This window comes from Deltaproteobacteria bacterium (assembly GCA_026388545.1).
In the GTDB taxonomy this organism is placed as follows: Bacteria; Desulfobacterota; Syntrophia; order Syntrophales; family UBA2185; genus JAPLJS01.
This window is the reverse complement of sequence record JAPLJS010000042.1, coordinates 1-14,380: the sequence shown is the minus strand read 5'-3', so window position 1 is coordinate 14,380 and position 14,380 is coordinate 1. Positions and strand designations below refer to the sequence as shown.

Sequence of the window (14,380 nt, the reverse complement as noted above, 5' to 3'; positions counted from 1 at the left end):
CTGCATGCCTAACCTGCGGAGCGGCAGAAGAGGCATCCTTCCTGTCTGAAGTCAACAAGCGATGAAATAAAGCAGGTACTTGCCATCATGCACATCATCATTGACGGCTACAATCTGATAAGACAGTCCGATGCACTACGGCGGTATGAGAGATTCAGTCTGGAGGAAGGCCGAAAGGCTCTGATACGCAGCATATCGCTGTATAAGAGACAGCGGGGGCATAAGGTAACCGTTGTCTTCGACGGCGAGGAAGGTGGATCCTTCGAAGAAGAGAGGGATAAGCTCTCAGGCATCGACATCATATATTCCCGGAAAGGTGAAAAAGCCGATGATGTCATTAAACGGATGGTTCAAAAACGGGCAGAAGAAACCGTTGTTGTCTCATCGGACAGGGATATTGCTGATTTTGTCAGCCGTAGAGGGGGAACTGCGATATCTTCCCAGGCATTCGAGGAGCTGATCAGCAAGGTGAAAACCGGTATGCCTGATCCACACCCCCATACTGAAGGAAGATATGATAAAGAAGAGGATGACGAAACAAGGGCAGGTATAAAAAAGAAAGGACCATCACGGCGGCTTACCCGGAAGAAAAAGGCGGCAATAGTAAGGATACGGAAGCTATAAAAGTCTGTAGCACAGAGTATTCATAGAGTTATAAAAGCTTTTTATCAGTGAGGAGTTCCTCTTTCAATGATTAGATGTGCAGATATTCACGATGAATCGTTCCAGCAGAATCTTCGGATCTTTCGCTGTTGTTTTGAAGGCAATGTCCATATCGACGAGGTCTTCAAGGTATTTTACCAGATGCTCATACGAGAATCGATACGAATTTTTTAGAGAATTATAGATAACATAGGGATGCTGGCTACCAAGATCCCCTTTCCCCCCCTTTTTTCCTGTATGGTTTATCCATTCATGAATGATCGGATAAACGGTCTTCTGGAACATGTCGTATTCCATTTTCGCATGAAAGGAGTTAATTGTGCCCGAACTGATAAATATCTTGGCATGGAGGAGAAATCTTATTTCCCTCGCTATCATCGACAGTATTAACAGATGGTTGACACCCTGATCAAAAAGATCTTTCATGTTCAAGAGGACCGTGTTCAGATCTTTATCAACGAGTGCCCTTGTTAAATCGAATACCGTATCTTCTTTTGTTTTTCCGACTACCTCTTCGACATCCGACTCCTCAATCAACATCCGCTCGCCCGTGTAGGTAATTAACATTTCGAGGGCTCCCATGGAATCGGTGAGGGTAAAGCCGGTTTTTCTGCCGATTGCAATCCAGGCACCCGGCGTCATTTTTTTACCGCTTTTCGCTAAAATATCCTTGGCCGTTTCCATCAAGACATTTTTCTGTTTCATTTCTCCCTTAACCTGGGAAAAGTGAAGGATTATTCCATTTTCCGATATGATCTTGAAAAGCCTCTTTCTTTTGTCCACCGCCTCTGCGGTCATGATCAGGTGATTTCCTTCCGGGATGCCGCTTTTTAGAACATCTTCGATGCGCTCCTTGTCATCCCTGCGTTGTCTCACATCCATTCCGCGGCTTACACAAATCTCGATTAATCCCGGAATCCAGGTTTCCCGATCATGTCCGCTGTCTCCTTCAACAGTTCTCTGCCAGTCGTCGTCTGTTATTTTTTTCCATCCTCCGTCCCTGAGATCATCGAGGTTCCAGCCCGTGATCTTCAGTAATTGCATGAAGTACTTTGCTGCCATGTCGGGATCGTTTTCAAAATGATGGCGAATTTTTTGTGTTATTTCGGGCAGGATACTTCTGGATTGAAAAAGGCGGGTATTCCTTACTACTACAACCTTTTTTCCGGGAATGAGGGGGGGCGTCAGTATGGTTTCGCACAGGCTGTCTATGTCTTCGTTTTCTCCATCCATAAAAAAGAGATTCAGATCTCTGTCGCCTGTGGGTAGGATAATCGCTATGAGTCTATTCAGGGCATCCTTGACGAGATATTCTTCTTCACCATACAGGAGATAACAGGAAGAAGGGTCTCCTTTCCCTTTTTTAATATCCGTCAGTACCTTTTCGAAATCCATTGTGCTGCCTGTGGTGCTTTGAACTTTTAATTGTGTCGTGATTGTTGAGTATCAGATGAGTCGATACAGAGTTTTAGAGAATGACAAATTTTTTAATATGCTTGACTACTTCGTCGGGATCGTCAATGACCTGGATAATATCGAGATCACCCGGTGTAATTTTGTCGTTTTGAAGCATGGTGTTTTTTAACCAGTCAACTAAGCCTTGCCAGTACTCGCTCCCCATCAAAATTACGGGAAAGCCCTTTATTCTTTTTGTCTGAATCAAGGTCAGAGCCTCAAAGAGCTCATCCATGGTTCCGAAGCCCCCCGGCAGGATCACATAGGCTACAGCATATTTAATAAACATCACCTTACGGATGAAAAAATATTTATACTCGATGACAATGTTGGCATATGGGTTCGGTTTCTGCTCATAGGGGAGACGGATATTCATTCCTACCGATTTGCCCCCTGCCGCCGCCGCCCCCTTATTGGCCGCTTCCATGATTCCGGGGCCTCCTCCTGTAATTACGCTGAAGCCATTCTCGGCAAGCCTCCTGGCAAGGTACTCTGACTTTTCGTAGTATGGATCGTCAGGACGTACCCTTGCCGATCCGAAAATAGTGACAGCGTGTTTCAATTGGGAGAGGCTTTCAATGGCATCCACAAATTCGGCCATGATGCGAAATATCCGCCAGGACTCCTCGATGGATAGAGCATCAACCAGGTATTGTCTTTCATCCATAGTCAGTACCTTCCGGGTCTCCTGCAAGGTCAGACAAGGAGCCCCCATCGTTGCTGATCATGATTTTATTGTGTTAAAAATATTTTTTCAGTAGCTTCTGCGCCGCTGAACCTTTGCGTAACGTCTTCGCGCCTCGATTGCTTTCCGCTTCTTCTTCACTGAAGGTTTTTCATAGGCTCTGCGTAATTTGAGTTCCTTGAACAACCCGCTTTTTGATAGTTTGTTCTTGAGGATTTTTAAGGCCTTTTCTATATCATTATCGTATACTTTTACTTCCAAAACAACCCGTCCTTTCTTGTTATTATTTTATTAAATACGGAATCAAAGCTCTTTATCTATATTGAGTTGTATAAAAAACAAAAAAGGGCAGTACGGCATTGCACTGACGAGAAATTATCGTTGCCGTATACTACCCTTTGCTGTTTCTTATATTAAACCACGCTCCTTACTGACATTCAGGGTCTTTAATGCATTGTGCATTGTTGAGAACAGATCATCCCTTAATGCTATTATTTTTTCCTTATATGCGATCTGAATGAAAAGCGCAACTAAATTATTATGTTTTTTCCTCAACGAATGGCTTTATGATAATCTTGCAGTGACTTCGCCCTTCCGTGTCCCCTCCTGAATGCCACAATACCCTTTGCGGCAGCGGCAGCCGCTGCAATAGTAGTGATATAGGGCACTTTATATTTGATTGCGGCCTTGCGTATGTACGAGTCGTCGTGCTTGCTGAGCCTCCCGCTCGGTGTATTGATGATCAGTTGAATTTCTTTGTTCTTGATTCCATCGACAATGTTAGGTCGGCCTTCGTGCATCTTGAGGATCGGATCTGCGGGAACGCCGTGCTGAAGAAGGAACCTGTGGGTTCCCTCAGTAGCCTTAATATGGAAACCGAGTTTCTTAAACTCCCGCGCAACTTCAAGGACTCCGCTTTTGTCCCTGTCGGTTGTCGTTATGAGAACAGTTCCTTCGCCGGGAAGTAACTGCTGGGCTGCCTCCTGGGCCTTGTAAAAGGCGAGGCCAAACGAATCAGCCAGTCCCAGGACTTCCCCGGTTGAGCGCATTTCAGGCCCCAAAATCGGGTCAACCTCCTGAAACATGTTGAAGGGGAATACGGATTCTTTCACACCGAAATGGGGGAATGATTTTGGTTTGAGATTGAGATCTGCAATTTTCCCCCCTAACATGATCTGGGTGGCAATGCGTGCCATCGGGATGTTGCATACCTTCGAAACCAGCGGCACCGTTCGTGACGCGCGCGGATTGGCTTCAAGGATGTAAACGATGTCATTTGCTATGGCATACTGGATGTTCATAAGGCCGATAACATTAAATTCTATAGCTATCCTCCGGGTATATTCGCAGATTGTATCTATATGTCTCGCCGGGATGCTTATAGGTGGAATAACACATGCGGAATCTCCTGAGTGAATGCCGGCAAGCTCTATATGCTCCATCACGGCGGGGACAAAGGCATCTATTCCGTCGGAAATGGCATCCGCTTCCGCCTCGATCGCATTTTCAAGGAACTTATCGATCAGAATGGGCCTTTCCGGTGTCACTCCAACGGCCGCAGCCACATACTGCTTCAGCATTTCCTCATCATGAACCACTTCCATACCCCGACCTCCGAGGACGTAGGAAGGTCTTACTATCAGCGGGTAGCCGATCCTGCCGGCAATCTCAATAGCCTCTTTCAGCGTGCTTGCCATACCTGATTCAGGCATGGGGATACCGAGTTTCTTCATCATCTGGCGGAACTGATCGCGGTCTTCGGCCAGGTCTATTGTCTCGGGCGATGTACCGATGATCCGCACCCCTGCCTGGGCCAGCTCATTGGCGATGTTGAGCGGTGTCTGGCCACCGAACTGGACGATGACGCCCTCTGGTTTTTCTTTTTCGTAGATACTCAACACATCCTCTACCGTGAGGGGTTCGAAATAGAGCTTATCGGATGTGTCATAATCCGTGGAAACAGTTTCCGGATTGCAGTTGACCATAATCGATTCAAACCCCTTGTCACGAAGGGCAAAGGCCGCGTGGACACAGCAGTAATCAAACTCAATTCCCTGGCCGATACGATTCGGTCCTCCGCCAAGAACCATAACCTTCCGTCTGTTACTTATACCGACCATATCCGGGGCATTGTATGTCGAAAAATAGTAAGCGGCGTCTTCAACTCCACTAACGGGGACAGGTTCCCAGCTCTGCTGCATGCCAAGAGCCAGACGGTGTTTTCGAAGCTCCACCTCAGGAATGCCGAGGATTTGCGCGATGTACCGGTCAGAAAACCCATCCTTCTTTGCCGTAATAAAGAGGTTATCCGGCAGCGTTTTTCCTTTGAACGTGAGAATTTTTTCTTCAAGTTCCACCAGTTCCTTCATTTGCCCGATGAACCAGGGTTTGATGTAGGTTTTTTTATAGAGATCCTCTACAGAGGCGCCTTTTCTCAGTGCCTCATACATGATAAACTGCCGCTCGCTTGACGGTTCGGCCAGGAGATCCATCAGTTCATCGAGTGTCCGGCTGTAAAAATCTTTAACGAAACCGAGGCCGTATCGACCTTTCTCCAAAGACCGGATAGACTTTTGAAAGGCTTCCTTGTAGTTCTTTCCGATGCTCATAACCTCGCCTACCGCCCTCATCTGAGTGCCCAGCTTGTCCTCAGAGCCCGGAAATTTTTCAAAATCCCACCGGGAGAATTTAACCACCACGTAGTCTCCGGAAGGAGTGTATTTGTCAAGCGTACCTTCCTTCCAGTAGGGTATTTCATCGAGGGTAAGCCCCGCGGCCAACATTGAGGAAATGAGGGCGATGGGGAATCCTGTGGCCTTTGAGGCAAGCGCGGAAGATCGGGAGGTCCTGGGGTTGATTTCGATGACCACTACCTGTCCGGTTTCAGGATTATGGGCGAACTGGATATTTGTTCCGCCAATCACCTGTATGGCCTCAACAATATCGTAGGAGTGTTTTTGAAGACGCTTCTGGAGTTTTGCGTCAATGGTGATCATGGGAGCTGTGCAATAAGAATCGCCCGTGTGAACGCCCATGGCATCGACATTTTCAATAAAACAGACGGTGATCATCTGGTTTTTTGCGTCACGCACCACCTCGAGTTCCAACTCCTCCCACCCGAGGACCGATTCTTCAATAAGTATCTGCCCTACAAGGCTTGCCGATATGCCCCGGCTGGCAACAGTACGAAGATCTTCCAAATTATAAACCAGACCGCCTCCTGTCCCCCCGAGGGTATAGGCGGGGCGGATGACAACAGGGTAGCCGAGCTTTGCTGCGATCTTACTGGCCTCTTCGACACTAAAGGCGGGTTCACTCCTTGGCATATCGATACCGAGCTGTTTCATGGTTTCCTTGAAGGCAATCCGATCCTCGCCACGCTCTATGGCATCCACCTGGACACCGATCACTTTAACACTGTATTTTTCAAGGATCCCCGCTCTGGCAAGTTCCGATGTGAGATTGAGACCCGTCTGCCCCCCAAGATTGGGGAGGATTGCATCAGGGCGCTCATTTTCGATTATTTCCGTCAGGGTTTGCAAATTCAGGGGTTCAACATAGGTTACATCGGCCGTCCCCGGATCGGTCATGATGGTAGCCGGGTTGGAATTGACGAGCACAATTTCATAACCGAGTTTGCGCAGGGCTTTACAGGCCTGGGTGCCGGAATAGTCAAATTCACATGCCTGGCCGATTACGATCGGGCCGGAGCCGATTATCATCACTTTGTTTATGTCATTACGTCTTGGCATTTTTCACATACCTGTCTGGACTTTGGTTAGGGAGTTTTGTAAAATAGTGAAGGTTGTCGTCGCACGGGCGCAAAAAAAGGGCAGTACGGCATTTGACTGCTTATGCCTTTGCCGTGAGCCACCCCCTGTTACCTGTTACCCGATATGAGACCACGCTCCTTACTTCTGAATGACTTTTTTTAACGCTTTTAAAAATTGCTCATTCTCTTCGCGGTTTCCGACGGTTACTCTCATACAGTTTTTCAAGATACCGGGGCCGTTAAGATTTTTTATGAGAATCCCTTCGTGAATCAGTGACCTATATACGTGATCAGTATCGAAATCGCAACTAAAAAAAATAAAATTCGCCTCTGAAGAATAGGGATGGATACCCTTAATCTTACTGAGAACTTTTAAGAGTTCTTCCCGTCTTTCAATAACCTCCTTCGTCTGGTTTACAAACATATCAATGTGATCGATATAGAAACCGGCTGCAACTTGAGAGAGAGCATTGATATTATAAGGGAGCCTTACTTTGTCGAGTTCACGGACAAGGGGTGGAGCGCCGATCAGGAAACCTATCCTCATGGCGGCAAGACCTACCTTTGAGAGGGTTTTCAGGATAGCCAGATTTTCATATTTCTTCAATAAAGGTAAAAGGGTTTTTCCTGAGAAGCTGCTGTAGGCTTCATCAATTACCACGATTCCCATTGATTTCTCGATAATAGTTTCTATTTTCTTTTCGCTGAAGCAATTGCCCGTGGGATTGTTGGGAGAGCTGATAAATACCAGTGCAGGGGTTTTCGTCGTTAAACAGTTACACATTGCATCCAGGTCCAAGTCAAATGCCGCATCGAGGGGCACCTCTATGACCGTGCGACCGGTATTTAAGGCTATTATCCGATACATGACAAAAGTGGGCGCAGGGACCATGACGACTGACGCCGAATCCGCCAGAGCGGTACACAGGATCTGAATAAGCTCATCAGACCCATTGCCGATCATTATTGTATCTTCCCCAACCCCGTAATGATCAGCAAATCGTTTCCTGATAGTAAGGGCGCCGGGTTCCGGGTATCGGTTCAAGGGAACCTTTATAAATTCTTCTGATAATTTACCCTTAAGAAAGGGAGAGAGTGTGAAAGGATTTTCCATCGCATCCATTTTAATGGTGCATGATGTGATGGCGGTTCGATAGCCTTGCTGTTCGAAGACCTCCTTTCTAATCAGGGTTTTAATATCCATAGTTGGTGCCCTTGCCTTCCATGTTCCATCGATCAGTCATATATTTATCACTCAACAGCCGCGTCTTCAGGACTTCCTCTTCGGGGGTCAGCCCCCCCTCCACCAGCTCGACACCCAATTTCTTTTCAAAACTCTTTTTCAAAACATGGCAGATTGTTGTTACATTTACTGTGGGACCGGTGTATTCATAGATTGAAGTCACGGATTCTTGCAGCTGCTTAATCTGCCATTCACGATCACCGTAATGTGACAGCAGGACGGCGCAGGTTTTGAGGGGGTTGAAATCCAGAAGAATTGAGCCATGCTGAAGGAATACGCCCCGTGACCTTACTTGAGCACTGCCGCATATTTTTCTCTTCTTTACCAGAAGTTCATACCGTGATGGTGATGAAAAACATGCTGCCTTTAATAATTTGTCGTGAGACGCCCTTCCATCAGAGGCCATCTCAGTTTCAATACCAAGCTCCGACAGAGCGTCTGCTATGCAACCACTGATGACTTTGTATGTTCCGAGGATGTCTGCAGGAAACAGGGGATTATTTTCTTTTGCGACAACTGCATAGGTTACATCATGTTCATGAAGGACAGCCTTCCCTCCCGTTGGACGCCGAACGATGTCGACAGAATAGTATCTGCACGCTTCAACATTGACCTCCTTCCAGGTTTCCTGAAAATACCCCAGGGATATGGATGGTGGAGACCAACTGTAAAATCTGAGGGTCGGCGGTGAATCGCTCCGTTGATTTCCCCGGAAAATTGCCTCATCGATGGCCATATTTTCAAAGGCATTCAACTGCTTGAAAGGAATGAATCTCCATATCATGAAACAGCGTCAATCACCTTCCGCTTCCTTAAGCACAAAATCATGATACTCCCTCGAATCCAGAAGATCGTCAAGCTCTTCCAAATCCTTCATTCCCACAACGATCATCCATCCTGTATCATGAGGATCACTGTTGATAATACCAATGTCGTCCAATATATCTTCATTGACGCTTATTACCTCGCCACTGACCGGTGAGAGAAGCTCAAAAACACCTTTTGCGGATTCTATGGTTCCAAAGGGTTCATCCCGTTCCACATAAGCATCAACTTCGGGGAGTTCAATAGCGAGGATCTCTCCCAAATTCTCCTGGGCATAATCTGTGAGGCCGATGGTTGCTAATTCACCCTCAACTCTTACCCAAGCATGTTCCCGATTGTAAAGAAGATCATCTGGAAATACCTTCATATCATGACATCCTAATATTGTGATTTATTACATTTCTTTTTTAAGAATCAGTTTAGTACTGTGAAGTCCTTTGGTGCTTTTGTCAAGACCTCAAACCCTTCTTCCTTCACTAAAATCATGTCCTCAATACGGATGCCCCAGAGGTCGGGGATGTAGACGCCAGGTTCTATGGTCACTACCATACCCGCCTCAAGGATATTTTCCGATTTGGTTGCTATTCGTGGCGCTTCATGAACATCAAGACCAACGCCATGACCTGTACCGTGAGTGAAGTATTTTCCCATATTTCCACTCTCGATGCAATCCCTCGCAATACGATCAACGTCCTTGCATGGGACACCTGCTTTAACAGATTCCAACGCCGTGTCATGCGCTTTCTTGACCAGCAAGTACACTTCCTTTTGCTTTTTATCTGCATTACCAACAACGAATGTCAAGGTCTCGTCAGAATGATAACCGCTATATACGGCTCCGTAATCGATCATGACGACATCGCCATTTTTAATCTTACGCGATCCCGGCGCCGCATGGGGTTGCGCTGAGTTTACTCCCGATGCCACAATTGTGGCAAAGGATATCTGTTCTGCACCGAATCTCCCCATTCGATATTCCAGTTCTATAGCAATATCTTTCTCTCGGACACCTGGTTTTATAAGATCACAAATGGCAGTAAGGGCCTGAAATGATATCTCTGCAGCCTTTCTTATACATGATAGTTCTTCATCGTCTTTGATGGCCCTGACGGCATCGATTTCGTTCGACATCGGATTTAACGTCACATTCTTCAGTTTTTCCTTCAGTTTTAAATAGGTGGTGACATTCATTGCCGTTGACTCGAACCCTACGGATTGTAAACCACCATCTGAGAGGACAACTTCGATGCCTTCGATCTTTTCCCGGCATTCAAAAACTTCCAACCCCGCGACTTCCCTCTTTGCCTGATTCGTGTAGCGGCCGTCAACCAGAAGCAGCTTTTGCTTTTCTCCTATCATGAGCGCCCCATCACTGCCCGTAAAACCGGTTAAGTAGCGGATATTTTTTATATCAAGGAAAAGCAAAGCCTCTACATCAAGCTCATAAAGTCTCGACTGGATTTTTGATATCCTCTCGGGAGGAACCGAAGAGTTACGACGCATAGCTTTTCAACCTGTCTATGTTTTTAAGCCACCTTGTAAGTTCTTGAATCACCTCCTTATTCTGTGACACATGGAAAGATGTTTTTTCTTTCGTCCCGTCGTTTTGCATGGCTCTGACATCTTTTAATCTATTCGCAACCAGTTGATTTCCCGGATCCTTTTTCAGAATCTCGCTTAGTACATCGGCAGCCATGTCAGGATGGCCCTGTCTAACGTAGAGTTCCGCGAGGGTTGTGGTATAGAAATCAGATGCAACATGGTCAATATTGTTATACCTATCCTCATCACTTCTGGTGGATATGTAATCTTCAGTGGATACGAGCGCATTGATTTTTTCAGATACATTTTCTGCAATTGGCGAATCGGGGTTCATCGCGACAAATTTCCGATAATACTTTACCGCCTCTTGAGTCAGACCACCGTTCAGGCAAAGATCTCCGACACGATTATAGATCCGGGACAACTGACGTACCGTATTCTCAACACCATCAAGGATATCGTTAACCTTTTCGAGATCTCCCATCCTCAGCAATGCGTGGCATCGGATGATATTTGCATCAGCATCGATTGGATAACGCTTGAGCCATGATTCAGCTACATGCAACGCCTCTTTATAAAGATTCTGCGCTACATATGCTTCCGCTATAGAAAGAATTTCCTCTCTTTCTTTAAGAGCGCTATCGTCCATAGTGTCTATCTTTGAGAGGCTGCCTGTCATACTCCCCGCAGATTTCTTTTTCAAATCAACGTTATGAGAAATCCATCTATGATGGATACCGGGACCAATGAAAAATATATATAAAATTCAATATGTTAACTAATTTCTTGTAACAGTCCCGAGCCGCTGAAAGCTCTAGCATAGCGCCCATGACGTGTCAAGCAAGAAATCCACACTTCTTCCCCGAAATAATACCCGGCAATTGGAGTCAGCCCAAGGTGAATTTGACACATGGTCTGGTGAAAATCACCGATTTATGGTGAATACGTCAGGAATATGAGCCCCAATGCGACAGACGGAAAAGACATCTAATCAGTTGTAATCAAATGTAATACATTTTTCACGGTTCATAAAAGGAGTATGTCCTATTATCTGGCATATTAATTGCGGCAAATTAAGATCGATATCCGTGACGTGATTTTAATTTTCGCATCGTATAAATTATTTCTTAAGTATGATTTGTATTCTGATATTAAAATCTAAGGTTGAAAGTGAGAAGAAAAACTCACCCGGTTAATTTAAAAATCTTTGAAATCATGAATAAAGTCCTGAAAAAGGCAAACTGTCCGAAAGGGCGGGACGTAAAGCCACTGGCCTAAATCCCGAAGTATGGGGATATGGTAGCAGGGTTGCCGGACGATCAAAATGCCCCTTATGACGACGGTAACGTAAGCCACTATTATATAATGTGCCATTAAAACACCGTCTGATAAATCCTGCCGCCTTTACCAACGCACTGTTTATATTGTGTAATGAATCTATTTACTTGATTTCATAGTGAAGGTATGAGATAGTAATAATCTATAAAATAGAGGAGAAGAGGCTTTACCGTGACAAAAAAGAGCTTATTTTGTGCTGTTGTGATTCTATCATGTGCCTTGCTTTTATCCCCCGTTCATTCAGGATGCAGTTTTGCTTCGGAAAGTGACGGCAACCAGGGAAAGAAAGGGTGTATTGCCTTAAGCACTCAAGGGGTCAAAGACGTTCTCGTGAGGCTCAACGCCCCTGAGGCGAAAATAGTGAGCATCACAGAAAGTCCGCTAAGGGGGTTTTGTGAAATAGCCATCGACAATATGGGAAGGATAGTGATTTTTTATCTTGACGTTGATAAGAAGTACTTCATCTTTGGCTCACTGGTGGAAGTTGCCAATATGTTGAACAAGACACAGGAGAGCATCAGAAGAATTCAAGACAAAAAAAGGATCGACATAGCTAAAATACCTCTGAGTGATGCCCTTATCATGGGAGAGAGCAGCGCTTCCAAAAAGGTAATCGTCTTTACCGACCCTGATTGCTCCTTTTGCGGTCAGCTTCATCGCACCATGAAACAGATTATCGCAAAGAGGAAGGACATCGCCTTTTATATCAAGTTCTTCCCCTTACCGATGCATAAGGAAGCGTACGGGAAAGCAAAAAGCATCGTTTGCAATAAATCCTTAAAGATGCTTGAGGACAACTTCGAAAAGAAGGAGATAGCGAAGACGGAGTGCAAGACCCAGGAGATAGACAACTCTATGAAGCTTGCTGCATCGCTTGGCATATCGGGTACCCCCGCACTGATACTGCCGGACGGAAGGCTCAGGGAAGGAGCTATGCCCGAGGCGGAACTGATCGATCTCATTGACGGGAAAAAGTAATATGCAACGCTGTAAAGGATTTACACTCATTGAATTGCTCATGGCAATTGTTATATTGATAATCATTGCCGCCATTGGGTGGGTAAATTTGCACGCCTATACATTAAACAGAAATCTCAGGTCGGCGGCAAGGGATATAGCCTCCGACTTCTCCTTATGCAAGCAAAGGGCGGTTTCCGAGAACAACACATATCAAATCGTTTTTAACAAGGCCGAAAGCAGCTATGCCATCCAGACGGTCACGGGTGTTCCTCCCGCTGTTACCAAGCTTCTCTCATCATTCGGGTCGGATATTAGCATCATCAGTGCCGATTTCGGTGCGGCGAGTTCGCAGACGGTTACTTTTAACACAAGGGGCACTGTAACACCGCTGGGGAATCCCGCAGGGGATGGTGTTGTTCTGCAGAACAGCAGGAATTCCAAGGCTACAATAACGGTTAATACCATGGGAAGAACAAATGTCACGTTCGATATTAAATAGCCGGGGCATCGGCCTGATCGAGGTAGTCATTGCCATATTTCTGGTTTCCATTGGCGTTTTAGCTCTTTTATCAATGCAACCGTCGGCATGGAGAGCGGTTGGAAAGTCCGATTATCTAGGCAGGGGTGCAGGGATATTGCATAGAGAGCTCGAAATGAGAGAGGCATTGATTATGAATCCCTGCAATGTTGTCCCTATAGGGATTCGGCCGCAGCAAATCGTTGCGGTGAGCGGCATGGGGGGAGCAGTTCAAGGTGATGCAGCCTATACAGTGGATACGACTATTGCCCCGGTCGCCGGTACCACTAATTCATGGACAGTTACCGTTATAGTTACATGGGCTGATCAACTGGCGCGCGGCTACAGGAATCTCACTGAAAGTACAGTAGTGACGAGACAGAATAGTTGCAGATTCCCATCAGGATGTTTGGATAACACAAATGTTGTACCAGGGGATTAAAATAGGGTAAGCACTATGAATAACACGAGAGGCTTTACCCTCATTGAGATTTTAGTGGCTACTGCCGTTTCGATGATTATGCTGGCCGCAATCGGTATGGCGATCACATCGGCGCAGAGATCGACAGGGGGCATAGAAAGAAAGGTTACAGCCCAGCAGGATGTACGGAGTGCTTTAGAGCTTATGGCCATGGAAATCAGGATGGCGTCCTATAACCCGATGGTTGCTGTCAACGCTGACATCTGGCGTAATACCGACTGTTCCTTTCCGGCCACAAATCCGACATACCGTGGAATTCAGGGGGCGACGGCGAATTCAATAACCATAGAAATGGATATATCTGACGGCTTGGGTGGTGACGGCCAGGGCTATCTTACCGAAAGTAACGAGATTATAAGCTATAATTACGTATCTGCCGATACGAATCGATACATTACAAGGGAAACAATGTGCGTGGGGGGGGCTCAGCCTTTTCTGGGAGATGCTGCAGCGAGTCTAACTCCTCGAACGGTAAGGGTCAGAAATAAAGACGATGGCATTCCGGTTTTCCGGTACTTCGATGGGCAGGGGGTTGAACTGCTTTTCGCAGCCGGTACAGGTAGGGTGTGTATGCCGGGATGTACACCGGATATAAGAATGATAGAGATCACCCTGGCTGTCGAAACGGATGAAATCAATCCGGATACAGGGCAGACACGAAAGATGATTTATTCAACCCGCGAGCTTATAAGAAACCATATAAATGTCATCGATTGATTTTTTAGGAACCACATGGATAACAAAAAAAAAGCTATTGTGTTACGCTTGAAAAATTCTGAAGGGGGATTTGCCCTCGTTGCGGCTATTATGGCCTGCTTGATCCTGCTCGCACTCGGAATGCTGGTGATTTCTCTTTCAACACAGGACATCAAGGTGAGCACAAAAATTGTTGGCGACAA

The 14,380-nt window shown here is 46.0% G+C and carries 14 protein-coding genes and 1 riboswitch; of the genes, 5 read left to right on the top strand and 9 right to left on the bottom strand.

Going from position 1 to position 14,380, the window contains the following annotated elements; translation table 11 throughout:
• The first annotated feature begins 87 nt into the window (after nt 1-87).
• Nucleotides 88-624 (top strand): NYN domain-containing protein, encoded by a 537-nt coding sequence (locus tag NTW12_04285; protein ID MCX5845565.1) that lies wholly within the window; start codon nt 88-90, stop codon nt 622-624.
• 63 nt (nt 625-687) lie between these two features.
• On the opposite strand, the gene holA is transcribed toward NTW12_04285, so the two are convergent.
• The 9 genes from holA to NTW12_04240 all read right to left on the bottom strand — a co-directional run bounded on the left by holA (nt 688) and on the right by NTW12_04240 (nt 10,864).
• Nucleotides 688-2,058: a DNA polymerase III subunit delta gene (gene holA / locus NTW12_04280; protein ID MCX5845564.1), complete on the bottom strand. Its 1,371-nt coding sequence runs from the start codon at nt 2,056-2,058 to the stop codon at nt 688-690.
• Nucleotides 2,059-2,131: 73 nt separating this feature from the next.
• Nucleotides 2,132-2,785: a TIGR00730 family Rossman fold protein gene (locus NTW12_04275; GenBank protein ID MCX5845563.1), complete on the bottom strand. Its 654-nt coding sequence runs from the start codon at nt 2,783-2,785 to the stop codon at nt 2,132-2,134.
• A gap of 87 nt (nt 2,786-2,872) precedes the next feature.
• Nucleotides 2,873-3,064: a 30S ribosomal protein S21 gene (gene rpsU, locus NTW12_04270; protein ID MCX5845562.1), complete on the bottom strand. Its 192-nt coding sequence runs from the start codon at nt 3,062-3,064 to the stop codon at nt 2,873-2,875.
• 290 nt (nt 3,065-3,354) lie between these two features.
• Entirely contained in the window at nt 3,355-6,555 is a 3,201-nt protein-coding gene (carB, locus tag NTW12_04265) for a carbamoyl-phosphate synthase large subunit (GenBank protein MCX5845561.1), read from the bottom strand.
• Between the two features lie 159 nt (nt 6,556-6,714).
• Nucleotides 6,715-7,779 (bottom strand): histidinol-phosphate transaminase, encoded by a 1,065-nt coding sequence (gene hisC / locus NTW12_04260; GenBank protein ID MCX5845560.1) that lies wholly within the window; start codon nt 7,777-7,779, stop codon nt 6,715-6,717.
• Nucleotides 7,769-8,602, bottom strand: a complete 834-nt coding sequence (locus NTW12_04255; GenBank protein ID MCX5845559.1) for a biotin/lipoate A/B protein ligase family protein — start codon at nt 8,600-8,602, stop codon at nt 7,769-7,771. The genes hisC and NTW12_04255 overlap by 11 nt, the downstream gene beginning before the upstream one ends.
• Nucleotides 8,603-8,611: 9 nt before the next feature.
• Nucleotides 8,612-9,010: a glycine cleavage system protein GcvH gene (gcvH, locus tag NTW12_04250; GenBank protein MCX5845558.1), complete on the bottom strand. Its 399-nt coding sequence runs from the start codon at nt 9,008-9,010 to the stop codon at nt 8,612-8,614.
• 47 nt (nt 9,011-9,057) lie between these two features.
• Entirely contained in the window at nt 9,058-10,146 is a 1,089-nt protein-coding gene (locus tag NTW12_04245) for a Xaa-Pro peptidase family protein (protein MCX5845557.1), read from the bottom strand.
• Nucleotides 10,136-10,864 carry a tetratricopeptide repeat protein gene (locus NTW12_04240; protein ID MCX5845556.1) on the bottom strand — a complete coding sequence of 243 codons (729 nt, stop codon included), beginning with the start codon at nt 10,862-10,864 and terminating at the stop codon, nt 10,136-10,138. Before NTW12_04240 ends, NTW12_04245 begins: the two co-directional genes overlap by 11 nt.
• 546 nt (nt 10,865-11,410) lie before the next feature.
• Nucleotides 11,411-11,501, top strand: a riboswitch (cyclic di-GMP riboswitch).
• Between the two features lie 193 nt (nt 11,502-11,694).
• On the opposite strand from NTW12_04240, the gene NTW12_04235 reads away from it, so the two are divergent.
• Genes NTW12_04235 through NTW12_04220 form a run of 4 tightly spaced genes read left to right on the top strand, consistent with a single transcriptional unit; the run spans nt 11,695 to nt 14,198 of the window.
• Nucleotides 11,695-12,501, top strand: a complete 807-nt coding sequence (locus NTW12_04235) for a DsbC family protein (GenBank protein ID MCX5845555.1) — start codon at nt 11,695-11,697, stop codon at nt 12,499-12,501.
• 1 nt (nt 12,502) lies between these two features.
• Entirely contained in the window at nt 12,503-12,982 is a 480-nt protein-coding gene (locus tag NTW12_04230) for a prepilin-type N-terminal cleavage/methylation domain-containing protein (protein ID MCX5845554.1), read from the top strand.
• Nucleotides 12,960-13,442 carry a hypothetical protein gene (locus NTW12_04225; GenBank protein MCX5845553.1) on the top strand — a complete coding sequence of 161 codons (483 nt, stop codon included), beginning with the start codon at nt 12,960-12,962 and terminating at the stop codon, nt 13,440-13,442. The genes NTW12_04230 and NTW12_04225 overlap by 23 nt, the downstream gene beginning before the upstream one ends.
• 15 nt (nt 13,443-13,457) lie before the next feature.
• Nucleotides 13,458-14,198 carry a prepilin-type N-terminal cleavage/methylation domain-containing protein gene (locus NTW12_04220; GenBank protein ID MCX5845552.1) on the top strand — a complete coding sequence of 247 codons (741 nt, stop codon included), beginning with the start codon at nt 13,458-13,460 and terminating at the stop codon, nt 14,196-14,198.
• Nucleotides 14,199-14,380: the final 182 nt, after the last annotated feature.